The sequence below is a fragment of the Pseudomonas shahriarae genome (assembly GCF_014268455.2).
Taxonomy (GTDB): Bacteria; Pseudomonadota; Gammaproteobacteria; order Pseudomonadales; family Pseudomonadaceae; genus Aquipseudomonas; species Aquipseudomonas shahriarae.
This window is the reverse complement of record NZ_CP077085.1, coordinates 5,171,624-5,187,614: the sequence shown is the minus strand read 5'-3', so window position 1 is coordinate 5,187,614 and position 15,991 is coordinate 5,171,624. Positions and strand designations below refer to the sequence as shown.

Below are 15,991 nucleotides of genomic sequence, written 5' to 3'. Positions count from 1 at the left end.
TACGCGCTACAATATGGCTTTTGCCAATCTTTGAGGTGTGCGCTTTGACTGCTCCAGGTCCTTTGAATTCCACTGCTGGCTCGCTTTTTGTGGTGGCGACGCCCATTGGCAACCTGGACGACATCAGCGCACGGGCGCTGAAAGTGTTGCGCGAAGCCAAGTTGATTGCGGCGGAAGACACCCGGCACTCGCTGCGCCTGATGCAGCACTTTGGCATCACCACGCCCCTGGCGGCCTGCCATGAGCATAATGAGCGTGACGAGGGCAGTCGCTTTATTACCCGCCTGCTCGCGGGCGATGACGTGGCGTTGATTTCCGATGCCGGTACGCCATTGATCTCCGACCCTGGTTACCACCTGGTCCGTCAGGCCCGGGCGGCGGGCATCAATATAGTCCCGGTTCCCGGGGCGTGTGCGTTGATTGCCGCCTTGTCAGCCGCGGGCTTGCCGTCCGACCGCTTTATCTTCGAAGGTTTCCTGCCGGCCAAGGCCGTGGGGCGCCGGGCGCGTCTGGAACTGTTAAAGGAAGAGCCGCGCACCCTGATCTTCTACGAGGCGCCGCACCGTATCCTCGAGTGCCTGCAAGATATGGAGCTGGTCTTCGGTGGCGAACGCCTGGCCTTGCTGGCACGGGAGCTGACCAAGACTTTTGAAACCCTCAAGGGCCTGCCGCTGGAAGAGCTGCGCGCGTTTGTCGAGGGTGACAGCAATCAGCAGCGTGGCGAATGCGTCGTGCTGGTCGCGGGCTGGGCCGCGCCAGAGACTGAAGATGCCGTGGGCAGTGAAGCCATGCGCGTGCTGGACCTGCTGCTCAAGGAAATGCCACTCAAGCGCGCCGCAGCCCTGGCCGCAGAAATCACCGGTGTGCGCAAGAACGTGCTGTATCAGGCCGCGCTTGATAAGCAAAAGAGCGAATAGTTCCAGGGTTTAACCTGCACGGCGTCGGAACATGATGGCAATGCTGTCTTTTAATACTTGTTCTAAGGCCGCCGTGCCGTTAACCTTCGCGGCGGAGAGTCGATTGGACAGTCGCTGCCCTCTATGAAAATTAGGGGGGGGAGGAAAGTCCGGGCTCCATAGGGCGAAGTGCCAGGTAATGCCTGGGGGGCGTGAGCCTACGGAAAGTGCCACAGAAAATAACCGCCTAAGCACTTCGGTGCCGGTAAGGGTGAAAAGGTGCGGTAAGAGCGCACCGCGCGACTGGCAACAGTTCGTGGCTAGGTAAACCCCACTTGGAGCAAGACCAAATAGGGTTCCAAGGCGTGGCCCGCGCTGGAACCGGGTAGGTTGCTAAAGATGTCCAGTGATGGCCATCGTAGACGAATGACTGTTCAAGACAGAACCCGGCTTATAGATCGACTCTCCACCTTTTTCCCTCTGCACGAGTCTCGGGCAGAAACCAGGTAGTAGCGCAAGAATCCCTCCCTGCCAAATCATTGGCAGATGCGTCTTCGTAATACCGAAAAAATCTTACTCTTAATAAATTACTTTAAGTTCAAGCTCTAGCTCTTTGAGCTATTTGCGTTTGTTGAGTCAAAAACATCGTCGAACTCTCGTTTCTCCTCCTTTTACGCTCCTAAATCTCCGTTCTGTAAGGCTTTTCCTTTAATCCGCGCCTTGACGGTGTGGTAGGCGCATTCCTATAGTGTGCGCAAGTGGCGGAAAGTGGCACAAAGTGGGTTTTTTGAACGTAAAACGCTAAAATTTGGAGAAACGCACCTGTGTTTCGCGGAGCTAACGCTATCAGTCTCGATGCAAAAGGCCGTCTCGCCATGCCGAGCCGGTATCGTGACGAGCTCATTTCGCGAAGTTCCGGGCAGTTAATCATCACGATTGATGCCGTTGACCCTTGTTTGTGTGTTTACCCCCTCGATGAGTGGGAGTTGATTGAAACCAAGTTGCGCGCTCTGCCTTCGTTGCGTGAAGAAAACCGCCGTTTGCAACGCCTGCTGATTGGTAATGCCGTCGACCTCGAACTCGATGGCAGTGGTCGTTTCCTGGTTCCACCGCGTCTGCGCGAATACGCCAAGCTGGATAAGCGCGCGATGCTGGTAGGCCAACTGAACAAGTTCCAATTGTGGGACGAAGATGCCTGGGATGCTGTGTCTGCAGCTGACCTGGCTGCTATTCAACAACCGGGCGCCATGCCTGATGAACTGCGTGATTTGATCCTGTGACTATTGATAGCGGCTTTAACCACATCACCGTGCTGCTTGACGAAGCCGTCGAGGCTCTCGCCGTGCGCCCTGATGGCTGCTATCTGGATGGCACGTTCGGGCGCGGCGGGCATAGCCGGTTGATCCTCCGCCAGCTTGGCCCGGAGGGCAAACTCCTCGGGTTCGACAAGGATCCCCAGGCGATTGCCACCGGGCAAGCGCTAGCGGCCGAAGACGGCCGCTTTGTCGTTGTGCAGCGCAGCTTTGCCGAGTTGGGCGCGGAAGTCGCCGAGCGGGGCATGGCGGGCAAGGTGGCCGGGGTTTTGCTGGACCTGGGCGTGTCGTCGCCGCAGTTGGACGACCCTGAGCGCGGTTTCAGTTTCATGAATGATGGTCCGCTGGACATGCGCATGGACCCGAGCCGTGGCATCAGCGCCGCGCAGTTCATCGCCACCGCGCCCCACGAAGAAATCACCCGCGTATTCAAGGAATACGGCGAAGAGCGTTTCGCCGGCCGCATGGCCCGTGCCGTGGTAGAGCGCCGGGAAATCCAGCCGTTCGAACGCACCGCCGACCTGGCCGAAGTGCTGAAAGTCGCCAACCCGGCATGGGAGAAGGGCAAGAACCCTGCGACCCGTGCATTCCAGGGCCTGCGCATTCACGTCAACAACGAACTGGGCGACCTGGAGGCTGGCCTCGAGGCTGCCCTGGAGTCCCTGGAAGTGGGCGGTCGTCTGGTGGTGATCAGCTTCCACTCCCTGGAAGACCGCATCGTCAAACTGTTCATGCGTCGTCTGGTCAAGGGCGAAACCGACAACCTGCCGCGCAACCTGCCGGTACGTTTCGAAGCCTTTGTGCCGAAAATCAAAATCCATGGCAAAGCGCAGTTCGCTTCCGAAGCCGAACTCAAGGCCAACCCACGTGCTCGCAGCGCCGTCATGCGTGTTGCGGAGAAGTTGCGGTGAGCAAGCTTTTCGCCAAGCCCCTGCCGGGCGGCAGCTTCTTTATGATGCTGCTGTACGTCGGCGTACTGGTGTCTGCAATTGCGGTGTCCTACAGCGCCCACTGGAACCGTCAGCTGCTCAATAGCCTGTACGGCGAATTGAGTGTGCGCGACAAGGCCCAGGCGGAGTGGGGCCGGTTGATTCTTGAACAAAGCACCTGGACGGCCCATAGCCGCATCGAAGTGCTGGCCTCCGAACAGCTGAAGATGCACATTCCTGGCGCGGCGGAAGTCCGCATGGTGGCGCCATGATGAAACTCGAAGGCGCACTCTACCCGTGGCGCTTCCGCGTCGTGCTGGGCTTGCTCGCGTTGATGGTGGGTGCGATTGTCTGGCGCATCGTCGACCTGCAAGTGGTGGATCGCGACTTCCTGATCGGCCAGGGCGATGCCCGCAGCCTGCGTCATATCCCGATTCCTGCGCACCGCGGGCTGATCACCGACCGTAACGGTGAACCCCTGGCTGTCAGTACACCGGTGACTACGCTGTGGGCCAACGCCAAGGAACTGCAAGGGTTCAAGGACAAATGGACCGAGCTGGCCCACGCCCTCGGCCAGGATCCCAAGGCCCTTAAAGAGCGTCTTGAAGCCCAGGCCAGCAAAGAATTCATCTATCTGGTTCGCGGCCTGACCCCGGAACAGGGTCAAGGCGTGCTCGACCTGAAAATCCCCGGTGTCTACGGCATCGAGGAATTTCGGCGTTTCTACCCGGCCGGCGAGACCACTGCCCACATGGTCGGCTTCACCGACATTGATGACCATGGCCGCGAAGGGGTGGAGCTGGCCTACGACGAGTGGCTGGCCGGGGTTCCCGGCAAGCGGCAGGTCATCAAGGATCGGCGCGGCAGACTGATCAAGGATGTCCAGGTCACCAAAAACGCCAAGGCCGGTAAGCCCTTGGCGTTGTCGATTGACTTGCGCCTGCAGTACCTGGCCAACCGCGAGCTGCGCAATGCGATCATCGAGAACGGCGCCAAGGCCGGCAGCCTGGTGATCATGGACGTGAAGACCGGCGAGATCCTCGCCATGGTCAACCAGCCGACCTACAACCCGAACAACCGTCGCAACCTGCAACCGGCGATGATGCGCAATCGCGCGATGATCGACGTGTTCGAGCCGGGTTCGACCATGAAAGCCATCTCCATGAGTGCGGCCCTGGAATCCGGGCGCTGGAAGCCGACCGACAAGGTCGAGGTCTATCCGGGCACCCTGCAGTTGGGCAAATACACCATTCGCGACGTGTCCCGCAGCGAAGGCCCGGTGCTGGACCTGACCGGCATCCTGATCAACTCCAGTAACGTCGGCATGAGTAAAATCGCCTTTGATATCGGCGGCGAAAACATCTACCACCTGGCGCAGAGGATCGGCCTGGGCCAGCCTACCGGCCTGGACTTCCCGGGCGAGCGCGTCGGCAACCTGCCCAACTACCGTGAGTGGCGCAAGGCCGAGACCGCGACCTTGTCCTATGGCTATGGCCTGTCGGTGACCGCGATCCAGCTGGCCCACGCCTTTTCCGTGCTGGCCAACAATGGCCGCATGACGCCGTTGAGCCTGATCCACCTGGACGAAGCGCCGAAATCCGAACAGGTCATCCCGGAAAACGTCGCCAAGACCATGCAGACCATGCTGCAACAAGTGATCGAGGCGCCACGCGGCGTGTTCCGTGCCCAGGTCCCGGCCTATCACGTGGCCGGCAAGTCCGGTACCGCACGGAAGACGTCGGTGGGCACCAAGGGCTATGCCGAAAACTCCTACCGCTCGCTGTTCGCTGGCTTCGGCCCGATGAGCGATCCGCGTTACGCCATCGTCGTGGTCATTGATGAGCCGAGCAAAGCCGGCTACTTCGGTGGCCTGGTCTCGGCCCCCGTATTCAGCAAAGTCATGTCCGGCACCCTGCGTTTGATGAACATCACGCCGGACAACCTGCCGCCGACCCAACAAGCCAACGCCGGACCACCGGTCGCTGCTGTAAAAGCCAATGGAGGGCGCGGCTGATGTCTCTTAGCCTGAACAAGATTTTCGCCCACGCTGGCCGCGATCTGTTGATTCGCGAACTGAGTCTGGACAGCCGTAACGTACGTGCTGGCGACCTGTTCCTGGCTGTGCCGGGCGGCAAGTTCGATGGTCGTGCCCATATCGCCGACGCCCTGCAGCGCGGCGCGGCGGCGGTGGCCTACGAAGTCGAAGGCGCCACTGTATTACCGATTACCGATGTGCCGTTGATTCCGGTCAAGGGCCTGGCGGCGCAGTTGTCGGATATCGCCGGGCGTTTTTATGGCGACCCGAGCCGCCAGCTCAACCTGATTGGCGTCACCGGCACCAACGGCAAGACCAGTGTCACCCAGTTGGTGGCCCAGGCGCTGGATCTGCTGGGCCAGCACTGCGGCATCGTTGGCACCCTGGGCACCGGTTTCTATGGCGCGCTGCAAAGCGGACTGCATACCACACCGAACCCGATTGCCGTGCAGGCGACCCTGGCCGACTTGAAAAAGGCCGGGGCCAAGGCCGTGGCCATGGAAGTGTCGTCCCATGGCCTGGACCAGGGCCGGGTCACCGCCCTGGCGTTCGACGTGGCAGTGATGACCAACCTGTCCCGCGACCACCTGGACTACCACGGCAGCATGGAGGCGTACGCCGCCGCCAAGGCCAAGCTGTTCGGCTGGACCGATCTGAAGTGCCGCGTCGTGAACCTCGATGATGCATTCGGGCGCCAACTGGCCGCAGAAAAAAGCGAAGCGCGCCTGATCAGCTACAGCCTGGAAGACTCCAGCGCCTACCTGTATTGCCGCGAAGCCCAGTTCAATGATGAAGGTGTACTCGCGACGCTGGTCACGCCCCAGGGCGAGCACCACTTGCGCAGTGCCTTGCTCGGTCGCTTTAACCTGAGCAACGTCCTCGCGGCCATCGGCGCCTTGCTGGGCCTGGATTACGCCCTGGACGAAATCCTGCGTGTATTGCCCAAGCTTGAAGGCCCGGCCGGGCGTATGCAGCGCCTGGGGGGCGGGACGCAGCCGCTGGTGGTGGTCGATTATGCCCACACCCCGGATGCCCTGGAAAAAGTTCTCGAAGCCCTGCGCCCTCACGCCAAGGGCAAGTTGCTGTGCCTGTTCGGCTGCGGCGGCGACCGCGATCGCGGCAAACGCCCGCTGATGGCCGAGATCGTCGAGCGCCTGGCCGATGGTGTGCTGGTGACTGACGACAACCCGCGCAGCGAAGCGCCAAGCCAGATTTTCGATGATATCCGCGCAGGCTTCCAAGACGCCTCTCGGGTGAGCTTCGTCGCCGGTCGCGGCGCGGCCATTGCCCAATTGATCGCCAGCGCCAGCGCTGACGATGTGGTGGTCCTGGCCGGTAAAGGCCATGAGGACTACCAGGAAATCAACGGCGAACGCCATGCCTTCTCCGATCTGGTCGAGGCCGATCGCGCCTTGACCGCGTGGGAGGTGGCCCATGCTTAAGGCCATGCAGTTCAGCGAACTGACTCAGGCCTTGTCGGCCCGTGTGTTGTCGAGCGATTGCAGCTTCGACGGCGTCAGTATCGACAGTCGCAACATCAAGCCGGGGCAACTGTTTGTCGCCCTGGCCGGCCCGCGCTTCGACGGGCATGACTATTTGAATGAGGTGGCCGCCAAAGGCGCGGTCGGTGCCTTGGTGCAGCGTGAAGTCACTGACGCGACACTGCCGCAGTTGCTGGTGGCCGACACCCGTCTGGCCCTGGGTCAATTGGGCGCGTTGAACCGCGCGGCGTTCACCAATCCGGTGGCGGCGATCACCGGCTCCAGTGGCAAAACCACGGTCAAGGAACTGCTTGCCGGTATCCTGCGCACGCGCGGGCCGGTGCTGGCGACCCGTGGCAACCTGAACAACGATTTCGGCGCACCGCTGACCCTGCTTGAACTGGCGCCGGAACATACCGCCGCCGTGATCGAGCTGGGCGCGTCGCGCATTGGCGAAATTGCCTACACCGTAGCCATGACCCGGCCGCACGTCGCCATTATCAACAACGCGGGCACTGCCCACGTTGGCGAGTTTGGTGGCCCCGAGAAGATCGTCCAGGCCAAGGGTGAAATCCTTGAGGGACTGGACGCTTCCGGTACCGCAGTCCTGAACCTCGATGACAAGGCCTTCGAAACCTGGCGTGTACGTGCCGCCGGGCGCAAGGTCTTGAGCTTCGCCGTGCACAACGCCGCGGCGGACTTCCATGCCTCGAACATCACGCTCGATGCCCGTGGCTGCCCGGCCTTCACCCTGCACAGCCCGCAAGGTGATGAGCACGTGCAATTGAACCTGCTGGGCAACCACAACGTTGCCAACGCCCTGGCCGCCGCCGCCGCTGCCTACGCCCTGGGCGTGTCGCTGTTCGGCATTGCTACCGGCCTGGGCGCAGTGCAACCGGTCAAGGGGCGCACCGTGGCGCAACTGGCGAGCAACGGCATGCGCGTGATTGATGACACTTACAACGCCAACCAGTCCTCGATCTGCGCGGCCATTGACCTGCTCAAAGGCTTTGACGGTCGCAAGGTGCTGGTGCTGGGTGATATCGCCGAGCTGGGCGACTGGGCCGAACAGTCCCACCGCGAAGTGGGTGCCTACGCCAGTGGCAAGGTCGACGCCTTCTACGCCGTCGGCCCGAACATGGCCCACGCCGTCGCCGCGTTTGGTTTGGGCGCGCGGCACTTCGCGAGCCAGGCCGAGTTGATCCAGGCGCTGGGCGTAGCCGAACAAGACAAACACACAACCATTTTGATCAAGGGATCGCGCAGCGCGGTGATGGAAAACGTCGTCGCGGCCTTGTGTGGCTCAAGTACGGAGAAACATTAATGCTGCTGCTGCTGGCTGAGTATCTGCAACAGTTCCACAAAGGCTTCGCGGTCTTTCAGTACCTGACCCTGCGCGGGATCCTGGGTGTGCTGACCGCGCTGTGTTTGTCGCTGTTTCTGGGGCCATGGATGATCCGTACTCTGCAAAACCTGCAGATCGGCCAGTCCGTGCGCAATGACGGCCCGCAGTCGCACTTGTCCAAGTCCGGCACACCGACCATGGGCGGCGCGTTGATCCTGTCGTCCATCGGCATCAGCACCTTGCTCTGGGCCGACCTGGCCAACCGCTATGTCTGGGTGGTGTTGCTGGTGACCCTGCTGTTCGGCGCCATCGGCTGGGTCGATGACTACCGCAAGGTAATCGAGAAGAACTCCAGGGGGCTGCCAAGCCGCTGGAAGTATTTCTGGCAATCGGTGTTCGGCCTGGGCGCGGCGATCTTTCTTTATATGACTGCGCCGAGCGCGGTGGAAACCACCCTGATTTTCCCGATGCTCAAGGATGCCAGCATCCCGTTGGGCATTGGCTTCGTGGTGTTGACCTATTTCGTGATCGTCGGCTCCAGCAACGCGGTCAACCTGACCGATGGCCTCGACGGCCTGGCGATCATGCCGACGGTGATGGTGGGCGGCGCCCTGGGCATCTTCTGCTACCTGTCGGGTAACGTGAAATTCGCTGAATACCTGCTGATCCCGTATGTACCGGGCGCGGGTGAATTGATTGTGTTCTGCGGCGCGCTGATCGGTGCCGGACTGGGCTTCCTGTGGTTCAACACCTATCCGGCCCAAGTGTTCATGGGCGACGTCGGCGCCCTGGCGCTGGGCGCTGCCCTGGGCACCATTGCCGTGATCGTGCGCCAGGAAATCGTCCTGTTCATCATGGGCGGCGTGTTCGTGATGGAGACCCTGTCGGTGGTGATCCAGGTTGCATCTTTCAAGTTGACCGGTCGCCGCGTGTTTCGCATGGCGCCGATTCATCACCACTTTGAACTCAAGGGCTGGCCGGAGCCACGGGTGATCGTCCGTTTCTGGATCATCACCGTGATTCTTGTGCTGGTTGGCCTTGCCACCCTGAAACTGAGGTAGAAACGAGTGTCCCTGATCGCTTCAGACCACTTCCGCATCGTTGTCGGCCTCGGCAAGAGCGGCATGTCCCTGGTTCGCTTCCTGGCGAACCGGGGCACGTCGTTTGCCGTGGCCGATACGCGGGAAAATCCACCGGAGCTGGTCACGCTGCGCCGTGACTACCCGCACGTGGAAGTGCGTTGTGGCGAGTTGGATGTCGAGTTTCTGTGCCGTGCCGACGAGCTCTACGTGAGCCCCGGCCTGGCCCTGGCGACCCCGGCCCTGCAAGCGGCAGCGGCGCGTGGCGTGAAGTTGTCCGGCGATATCGAGCTGTTTGCGCGTAACGCCAAGGCGCCCATCGTCGCGATCAGCGGTTCCAACGCCAAGAGCACCGTCACCACCCTGGTCGGCGAAATGGCGGCTGCGGCCGGCAAGCGCGTGGCCGTGGGCGGTAACCTCGGTACGCCGGCGCTGGATTTGCTCAGCGACGATATCGAGCTGTATGTCATGGAGCTGTCGAGCTTCCAGCTGGAGACCACCGATCAACTCGGCGCCGAAGTGGCCACCGTGTTGAACGTCAGCGAAGACCATATGGACCGCTACAGCGGCCTGCCGGCTTATCACCTGGCCAAGCACCGGATCTTCCGTGGTGCGCGGCAAGTGGTGGTCAATCGCCAGGATGCCCTGAGCCGTCCGCTGATGGGCGAGGGCCTGCCATGCTGGACCTTCGGCCTGAGCAAACCCGATTTCAAAGGCTTTGGTATCCGTGAAGAGAATGGCGAGAAATACCTGGCCTTCGAATTCCAGAACCTGATGCCGGTCCGTGAACTGAAGATCCGTGGCGCCCACAACCAGTCCAATGCCCTGGCGGCCCTGGCGTTGGGGCATGCGGTCGGCTTGCCGTTCGACGCGATGTTGTCGAGCCTGCGCACCTTTGCCGGCCTGGAGCACCGCTGCCAGTGGGTGCGCGACCTGGATGGCGTGAGTTACTACAACGATTCCAAGGCCACCAATGTCGGCGCCGCGCTGGCCGCCATCGAAGGCCTGGGTGCCGATATCGACGGCAGACTCCTGCTGATCGCCGGTGGCGACGGCAAGGGTGCCGACTTCAAGGACCTCAAGGGCCCGGTGGCTGCTCATTGCCGTGCCGTGGTGCTGATGGGCCGTGACAGCGACTTGATCGCCGCTGCCCTGGGCGACGCAGTGCCGCAAGTGCGCGCCACCTCCCTGGACGACGCCATCGCCCAATGCCGCGCCCTGGCCCAGCCCGGCGATGCCGTGCTGCTGTCGCCGGCGTGCGCCAGTTTCGACATGTTCAAGAACTACGAAGAGCGCGGCCAATTGTTCGCCCGTGCCGTGGAGGGCTTGGCATGAGTCTGGACCTGAAGAACATTATCAAGCCGTACCCGTCGCCGATCATTACCGGGCGCGGGATCGACCTCGACTTCCCGATGCTCGCCGGTTGCCTGGCGCTGCTGGGCCTGGGCCTGGTGATGATCACCTCGGCCTCCTCGGAAGTGGCCGCCGTACAGTCGGGTAACACCCTGTACCACATGATCCGCCACCTGATTTACCTGGTGATCGGCCTCGGTGCGTGCATCGTCACCATGATGATTCCTATCGCCACCTGGCAGCGCCTGGGTTGGCTGATGCTGCTCGGTGCCTTCGGCCTGCTGGTGATGGTAATCGTCCCCGGCATCGGCCGTGAGGTGAACGGTTCGATGCGCTGGATTGGCTTCGGTGCCTTCAACGTGCAGCCTTCGGAAATCGCCAAGGTGTTCGTGGTGATTTACCTCGCGGGCTACCTGGTGCGTCGTCAGAAAGAAGTGCGGGAAAGTTGGATGGGCTTCTTCAAGCCATTCATCGTGCTGCTGCCCATGGCCGGTCTGTTGCTGATGGAGCCGGACTTCGGCGCCACCGTGGTGATGATGGGCGCCGCTGCTGCGATGCTGTTCCTCGGCGGGGTGGGCTTGTTCCGCTTTGCCCTGATGGTCGGGCTCGCCGTGGCGGCCGTGACGATCCTGGTGCAGGCGCAACCCTATCGGATGGCGCGCCTGATCACCTTTACCGACCCCTGGTCTGACCAGTTCGGCTCCGGCTACCAGCTGACCCAGGCGCTGATCGCCTTCGGTCGCGGCGAGTGGCTGGGCGTGGGCCTGGGCAACAGCGTGCAGAAGCAGTTCTACCTGCCGGAAGCCCATACCGACTTCGTGTTCTCGGTACTCGCCGAAGAGCTGGGCGTGGTCGGCTCCCTGGCCACCGTCGGGCTGTTCGTGTTCGTCTGCGTGCGGGCCATGTACATCGGCTTGTGGGCGGAGAAAGCCAAACAATTCTTTGCCGCCTATGTGGCTTACGGCCTGGCCTTCCTGTGGATCGGCCAGTTCCTGATCAACATCGGTGTGAACGTCGGCCTGCTGCCGACCAAGGGCCTGACCCTGCCGTTCCTCAGTTATGGCGGCAGCTCGTTGGTGATCTGCTGTGCCTGTCTCGGCTTGTTGCTGCGTATCGAGTGGGAGAGTCGAACCCATTTGGGCAGCGAAGAGATGGAATTCAGCGAGAGCGATTTTGCCGAGGAGCCGACCCATGGGCGCTAACGTGCTGATCATGGCGGGCGGCACCGGCGGCCACGTGTTCCCGGCGCTGGCCTGTGCCCGTGAGTTCCAGGCCCGCGGCTACACCGTGCATTGGCTGGGTACGCCCCGTGGCATCGAAAATGAACTGGTTCCGGCGGCCGGCTTGCCCCTGCACCTGATCAACGTCAGCGGCCTGCGCGGCAAAAGCAAATTGTCCCTGCTCAAGGCGCCGTTCGTGTTGCTCAAGGCGGTGTGGCAGGCGCGCAAGGTTATCCGTGAGTTGAAGCCGGTGTGTGTGCTGGGCTTTGGTGGCTATGTCACCGGTCCCGGCGGTGTGGCCGCGCGATTGGCCGGTGTGCCGGTGATCGTCCACGAGCAGAACGCTGTGGCCGGTACTGCCAACCGCCTGTTGGCGCCATTGGCGGCGCGAGTCTGCGAGGCATTCCCGAATACGTTTGCAGCCATGGACAAGCGCCGCACCACCGGTAACCCGGTGCGTACCGAGCTGTTTATGGACATTGCCCGCCAGGCCCTGACCGGGCGCAAGGCGCACCTGCTGATCCTCGGCGGAAGCCTGGGCGCCGAACCGCTGAACAAGCTGCTGCCGGAGGCGCTGGCGCAACTGCCTGTGGAACTGCGTCCCGAGATTTTCCATCAGGCAGGCAAGAACCACGATGAAGTGACTGCCGCCCGCTATCGCGAGGCCGGTGTCGAGGCGACTGTAGAGCCTTTTATCAAAGACATGGCCCATGCCTATGGCTGGGCCGACCTGGTGGTCTGTCGCGCAGGTGCGTTGACCGTCAGTGAACTGGCTGCTGCCGGTCTGCCGTCCTTGCTGGTGCCTTTGCCCCATGCGATCGACGATCACCAGACCCGCAACGCCGAATATTTGGCCGGGGAGGGCGCTGCCTTCCTGCTGCCGCAAAGAACGACTGGCGCCGCCGATCTGGCCGCACGCCTGACTGAGGTTTTGATGCAACCCGAACGACTGAACAGCATGGCGAGCACTGCAAGCCGCCTGGCCAAACCCGACGCCACCCGTAGCGTGGTCGATATCTGCCTGGAGGTGGCCCATGGTTGAGAATCAAAAAGCCATGCCGCAACCGGAAATGCGCCGTATCCGTCGCATCCACTTCGTCGGTATCGGCGGCGTGGGCATGTGCGGGATCGCCGAGGTGTTGCTGAACCTGGGTTACCAGGTCTCCGGCTCCGACCTCAAGACCTCGCCGGTCACCGAGCGCCTGGAATCGTTTGGCGCACAGATCTTTATCGGCCACCGTGCCGAGAACGCCGCGCAGGCCGATGTACTGGTGGTCTCCAGTGCCGTGAACACCTCCAACCCGGAAGTGGCCACCGCCCTTGAACGCCGTATTCCCGTGGTGCCCCGCGCCGAGATGCTGGCCGAGCTGATGCGTTACCGTCACGGCATCGCCGTCGCCGGTACCCACGGCAAGACCACCACCACCAGCCTGATCGCTTCGGTATTTGCCGCCGGCGGCCTGGACCCGACCTTCGTGATCGGTGGCCGGCTGAATGCAGCAGGTACCAATGCACAACTGGGTACCAGCCGTTACCTGATTGCCGAAGCCGATGAAAGCGATGCCAGCTTCCTGCACCTGCAGCCGCTGGTGGCCGTGGTCACCAATATCGACGCCGACCATATGGCGACTTACGACGGCGACTTCAACAAGTTGAAGAAAACCTTCGTCGAGTTCCTGCATAACCTGCCGTTCTACGGTTTGGCCGTGGTGTGCCTGGACGATCCGGTAGTGCGCGAAATCCTGCCGCTGGTCAAGCGTCCGACCGTGACCTATGGCTTCAGCGAAGACGCCGACGTGCGCGCGATCAATGTACGTCAGCAAGGCATGCAGACCTTCTTTACCGTGTTGCGCCCGGATCGCGAGCCGCTGGACGTCTCGGTGAACATGCCGGGCAACCACAATGTGCTCAATTCCCTGGCGACCATCTGCATCGCCACCGATGAGGGCGTCAGCGATGAAGCCATCGTCGAAGGCCTGTCGGGTTTTGCCGGTGTGGGCCGGCGCTTCCAGGTCTACGGCCACCTGCCGGTAGACGGCGGCGACGTGATGCTGGTGGATGACTACGGTCACCACCCGACCGAAGTCGCGGCCGTGATCAAGGCCGTGCGTGGTGGCTGGCCGGAGCGTCGCCTGGTGATGGTCTATCAGCCGCACCGCTACAGCCGCACCCGTGACCTGTACGACGATTTCGTAAATGTATTGGCCGATGCCAACGTGCTGCTGTTGATGGAAGTCTACCCGGCCGGTGAAGAACCGATCCCCGGCGCCGACAGCCGCAAGCTGTGCAACAGCATCCGTCAGCGCGGGCAACTGGACCCGATCTATATCGAGCGCGGCGTGGACCTGGCGCCGGTCGTCAAGCCGCTGTTGCGTGCCGGCGACATCTTGCTGTGCCAGGGTGCCGGTGATATCGGCGGCCTTGCCCCTAAATTGCTCGCGAGCCCGCTGTTTGCTGCCGCGCCTGCCCAGGGGAAGTCGAAATGACCACCAACTACGGCTCCCTGTTCTCCACCATCGCGCCTGCCGACTTCGGCCGCGTGGCGGTACTGTTCGGCGGCAAGAGCGCTGAGCGCGAAGTGTCGCTCAAGTCCGGCAATGCTGTGCTCCAAGCGCTGCAAAGTGCCGGTGTGAACGCCTTTGGTATCGACGTGGGCGATGACTTCCTCGCTCGCCTGCAGGCCGAGAAGATCGACCGAGCCTTCATCATTCTTCACGGCCGTGGCGGTGAAGACGGCAGCATGCAGGGCCTGCTGGAGTGCGCCGGGATCCCTTACACCGGCAGCGGCATCCTTGCCTCGGCACTGGCCATGGACAAGTTGCGCACCAAGCAGGTGTGGCACAGCCTGGGCATTCCGACGCCGCGTCACAGCGTTTTGTGCAGCGAAGACGATTGTATTTCTGCGGCCAAGGAACTGGGCCTGCCTTTGATCGTCAAACCAGCCCATGAAGGCTCCAGTATCGGCATGGCTAAAGTGAACTCGGCCGCCGAATTGATCGACGCATGGAAAGCGGCAAGTACCTACGATTCGCAAGTGTTGGTGGAACAGTGGATCTCCGGTCCCGAATTCACCATCGCGACCCTCCGTGACCAGGTATTGCCGCCTATCGCGCTGGGCACCCCCCATACCTTTTACGACTACGACGCCAAGTACCTGGCCTCCGATACCCAGTACCGGATCCCATGCGGCCTCGATGCAACCAAAGAGCAGGAATTGATGGACCTCACAGCGAAAGCCTGTGAGGCGTTGGGTATCGCCGGTTGGGCGCGGGCAGACGTGATGCAGGATGACCAGGGGAACTTCTGGTTCCTTGAAGTCAACACCGCACCGGGCATGACCGACCACAGCCTGGTCCCCATGGCTGCACGCGCAGCCGGCCTGGACTTCCAGCAGTTGGTGCTGGCGATCCTGGCCGCCAGTTATGTGGCCGGTAATGAAGAGGCACGAGGTTAAGACCATGCAAGGCGCATCGCTTCGCCATCAGCCACCCGCTCCCGGCCGCAAGCCGGTGCCGCGTGGTGCCAGTCGAATGGTGGCTAAAGAGCCGATGTCGGCGCGCCTGCCGAAAGCCAACTTTGGTTTTCTCAAGGCCCTGTTCTGGCCGGTGCTGTTGGTGGCGTTGGGCTTTGGCACCTATGAAGGTGCGCAGCGCCTGTTGCCGTATGCCGACCGCCCCATCACCAAGATCAGCGTGCAGGGCGACTTGAGCTACATCAGCCAGCAAGCGGTGCAGCAGCGGATCGCGCCTTTTGTCGCGGCGAGCTTCTTCACCATCGACCTGGCAGGCATGCGTGCCGAACTGGAGCAGATGGCGTGGATTGCCCACGCCGAAGTACGGCGCGTGTGGCCGGATCAAGTGACGATCCGCCTGGAAGAACAACTGCCCGTGGCCCGTTGGGGTGACGAAGCGCTGTTGAACAACCAGGGCCAGGCGTTCAACCCGCGTGAGCTGGCCAACTACGAGCATTTGCCGCAGTTGTTCGGGCCGCAACGGGCGCAACAACAAGTGATGCAGCAGTACCAGGCGTTGAGCCAGATGCTGCGGCCACTGGGCTTCTCCATTGCGCGCCTGGAATTGCGCGAGCGGGGCAGCTGGTTCCTGACCACCGGGGCAGGCAGTTCCGGCCCGGGCATCGAGTTGTTGCTGGGACGCGACCACTTGGTGGAGAAGATGCGCCGCTTTATCGCCATCTACGACAAAACCCTGAAAGAACAGATTACGAACATTGCGAGCATCGACCTGCGTTACGCCAACGGCCTGGCCGTTAGCTGGCGCGAACCGGCTGCGCCCACGGCAGCGCAACCCGCTGTCGCGAAGAATTAAGAAGAGGCAGGACCC

Annotated in this window: 14 protein-coding genes and 1 other RNA gene; all 15 read left to right on the top strand. The window is 62.0% G+C overall.

Annotated elements, in window-relative coordinates; translation table 11 throughout:
• The first annotated feature begins 44 nt into the window (after positions 1-44).
• The 15 genes from rsmI to HU773_RS23030 all read left to right on the top strand — a co-directional run bounded on the left by rsmI (position 45) and on the right by HU773_RS23030 (position 15,976).
• The gene (rsmI, locus tag HU773_RS23100; protein ID WP_057958498.1) at positions 45-917 is read left to right on the top strand and encodes a 16S rRNA (cytidine(1402)-2'-O)-methyltransferase; all 873 of its coding nucleotides are present in this window, start codon (positions 45-47) and stop codon (positions 915-917) included.
• A 95-nt stretch (positions 918-1,012) separates the two neighbouring features.
• Positions 1,013-1,366: RNase P RNA component class A (gene rnpB / locus HU773_RS23095), an RNA gene on the top strand.
• Between the two features lie 354 nt (positions 1,367-1,720).
• Positions 1,721-2,176: a division/cell wall cluster transcriptional repressor MraZ gene (gene mraZ, locus HU773_RS23090; protein WP_003171868.1), complete on the top strand. Its 456-nt coding sequence runs from the start codon at positions 1,721-1,723 to the stop codon at positions 2,174-2,176.
• The gene (gene rsmH / locus HU773_RS23085) at positions 2,173-3,120 is read left to right on the top strand and encodes a 16S rRNA (cytosine(1402)-N(4))-methyltransferase RsmH (RefSeq protein WP_057958499.1); all 948 of its coding nucleotides are present in this window, start codon (positions 2,173-2,175) and stop codon (positions 3,118-3,120) included. Before mraZ ends, rsmH begins: the two co-directional genes overlap by 4 nt.
• On the top strand, positions 3,117-3,410 hold the full coding sequence (ftsL, locus tag HU773_RS23080) for a cell division protein FtsL (protein WP_057438173.1): 294 nt from the start codon (positions 3,117-3,119) through the stop codon (positions 3,408-3,410). The genes rsmH and ftsL overlap by 4 nt, the downstream gene beginning before the upstream one ends.
• Positions 3,410-5,152: a peptidoglycan D,D-transpeptidase FtsI family protein gene (locus HU773_RS23075; RefSeq protein ID WP_162947807.1), complete on the top strand. Its 1,743-nt coding sequence runs from the start codon at positions 3,410-3,412 to the stop codon at positions 5,150-5,152. Before ftsL ends, HU773_RS23075 begins: the two co-directional genes overlap by 1 nt.
• Positions 5,152-6,615 (top strand): UDP-N-acetylmuramoyl-L-alanyl-D-glutamate--2,6-diaminopimelate ligase, encoded by a 1,464-nt coding sequence (locus HU773_RS23070; protein WP_057438177.1) that lies wholly within the window; start codon positions 5,152-5,154, stop codon positions 6,613-6,615. The genes HU773_RS23075 and HU773_RS23070 overlap by 1 nt, the downstream gene beginning before the upstream one ends.
• Complete coding sequence (locus HU773_RS23065; protein ID WP_120734128.1) at positions 6,608-7,978, top strand: UDP-N-acetylmuramoyl-tripeptide--D-alanyl-D-alanine ligase; 1,371 nt, start codon at positions 6,608-6,610, stop codon at positions 7,976-7,978. The genes HU773_RS23070 and HU773_RS23065 overlap by 8 nt, the downstream gene beginning before the upstream one ends.
• Positions 7,978-9,060: a phospho-N-acetylmuramoyl-pentapeptide-transferase gene (gene mraY, locus HU773_RS23060; RefSeq protein ID WP_057958502.1), complete on the top strand. Its 1,083-nt coding sequence runs from the start codon at positions 7,978-7,980 to the stop codon at positions 9,058-9,060. Before HU773_RS23065 ends, mraY begins: the two co-directional genes overlap by 1 nt.
• A 6-nt stretch (positions 9,061-9,066) precedes the next feature.
• The gene (gene murD / locus HU773_RS23055; RefSeq protein ID WP_169989508.1) at positions 9,067-10,413 is read left to right on the top strand and encodes a UDP-N-acetylmuramoyl-L-alanine--D-glutamate ligase; all 1,347 of its coding nucleotides are present in this window, start codon (positions 9,067-9,069) and stop codon (positions 10,411-10,413) included.
• On the top strand, positions 10,410-11,633 hold the full coding sequence (gene ftsW / locus HU773_RS23050) for a putative lipid II flippase FtsW (protein WP_057958504.1): 1,224 nt from the start codon (positions 10,410-10,412) through the stop codon (positions 11,631-11,633). The genes murD and ftsW overlap by 4 nt, the downstream gene beginning before the upstream one ends.
• Entirely contained in the window at positions 11,623-12,693 is a 1,071-nt protein-coding gene (gene murG / locus HU773_RS23045; protein ID WP_057438181.1) for an undecaprenyldiphospho-muramoylpentapeptide beta-N-acetylglucosaminyltransferase, read from the top strand. Before ftsW ends, murG begins: the two co-directional genes overlap by 11 nt.
• Entirely contained in the window at positions 12,686-14,137 is a 1,452-nt protein-coding gene (gene murC / locus HU773_RS23040) for a UDP-N-acetylmuramate--L-alanine ligase (protein ID WP_057958505.1), read from the top strand. The genes murG and murC overlap by 8 nt, the downstream gene beginning before the upstream one ends.
• Entirely contained in the window at positions 14,134-15,105 is a 972-nt protein-coding gene (locus HU773_RS23035; RefSeq protein ID WP_057438183.1) for a D-alanine--D-alanine ligase, read from the top strand. The genes murC and HU773_RS23035 overlap by 4 nt, the downstream gene beginning before the upstream one ends.
• Before the next feature lie 4 nt (positions 15,106-15,109).
• A complete protein-coding gene (locus tag HU773_RS23030; protein ID WP_057438185.1) occupies positions 15,110-15,976 on the top strand; it encodes a cell division protein FtsQ/DivIB in 867 nt (288 codons plus the stop codon).
• Positions 15,977-15,991: the final 15 nt, after the last annotated feature.

What these genes read in the sequence shown, in the direction of transcription:
- mraY (WP_057958502.1), top strand. Translation starts at nt 7,978, where the DNA reads ATGCTGCTGCTGCTGGCTGAGTATCTGCAACAGTTCCACAAAGGCTTC.
- HU773_RS23075 (WP_162947807.1), top strand. Translation starts at nt 3,410, where the DNA reads ATGAAACTCGAAGGCGCACTCTACCCGTGGCGCTTCCGCGTCGTGCTG.
- murG (WP_057438181.1), top strand. Translation starts at nt 11,623, where the DNA reads ATGGGCGCTAACGTGCTGATCATGGCGGGCGGCACCGGCGGCCACGTG.
- HU773_RS23070 (WP_057438177.1), top strand. Translation starts at nt 5,152, where the DNA reads ATGTCTCTTAGCCTGAACAAGATTTTCGCCCACGCTGGCCGCGATCTG.
- HU773_RS23030 (WP_057438185.1), top strand. Translation starts at nt 15,110, where the DNA reads ATGCAAGGCGCATCGCTTCGCCATCAGCCACCCGCTCCCGGCCGCAAG.
- murC (WP_057958505.1), top strand. Translation starts at nt 12,686, where the DNA reads ATGGTTGAGAATCAAAAAGCCATGCCGCAACCGGAAATGCGCCGTATC.
- HU773_RS23065 (WP_120734128.1), top strand. Translation starts at nt 6,608, where the DNA reads ATGCTTAAGGCCATGCAGTTCAGCGAACTGACTCAGGCCTTGTCGGCC.
- HU773_RS23035 (WP_057438183.1), top strand. Translation starts at nt 14,134, where the DNA reads ATGACCACCAACTACGGCTCCCTGTTCTCCACCATCGCGCCTGCCGAC.
- ftsW (WP_057958504.1), top strand. Translation starts at nt 10,410, where the DNA reads ATGAGTCTGGACCTGAAGAACATTATCAAGCCGTACCCGTCGCCGATC.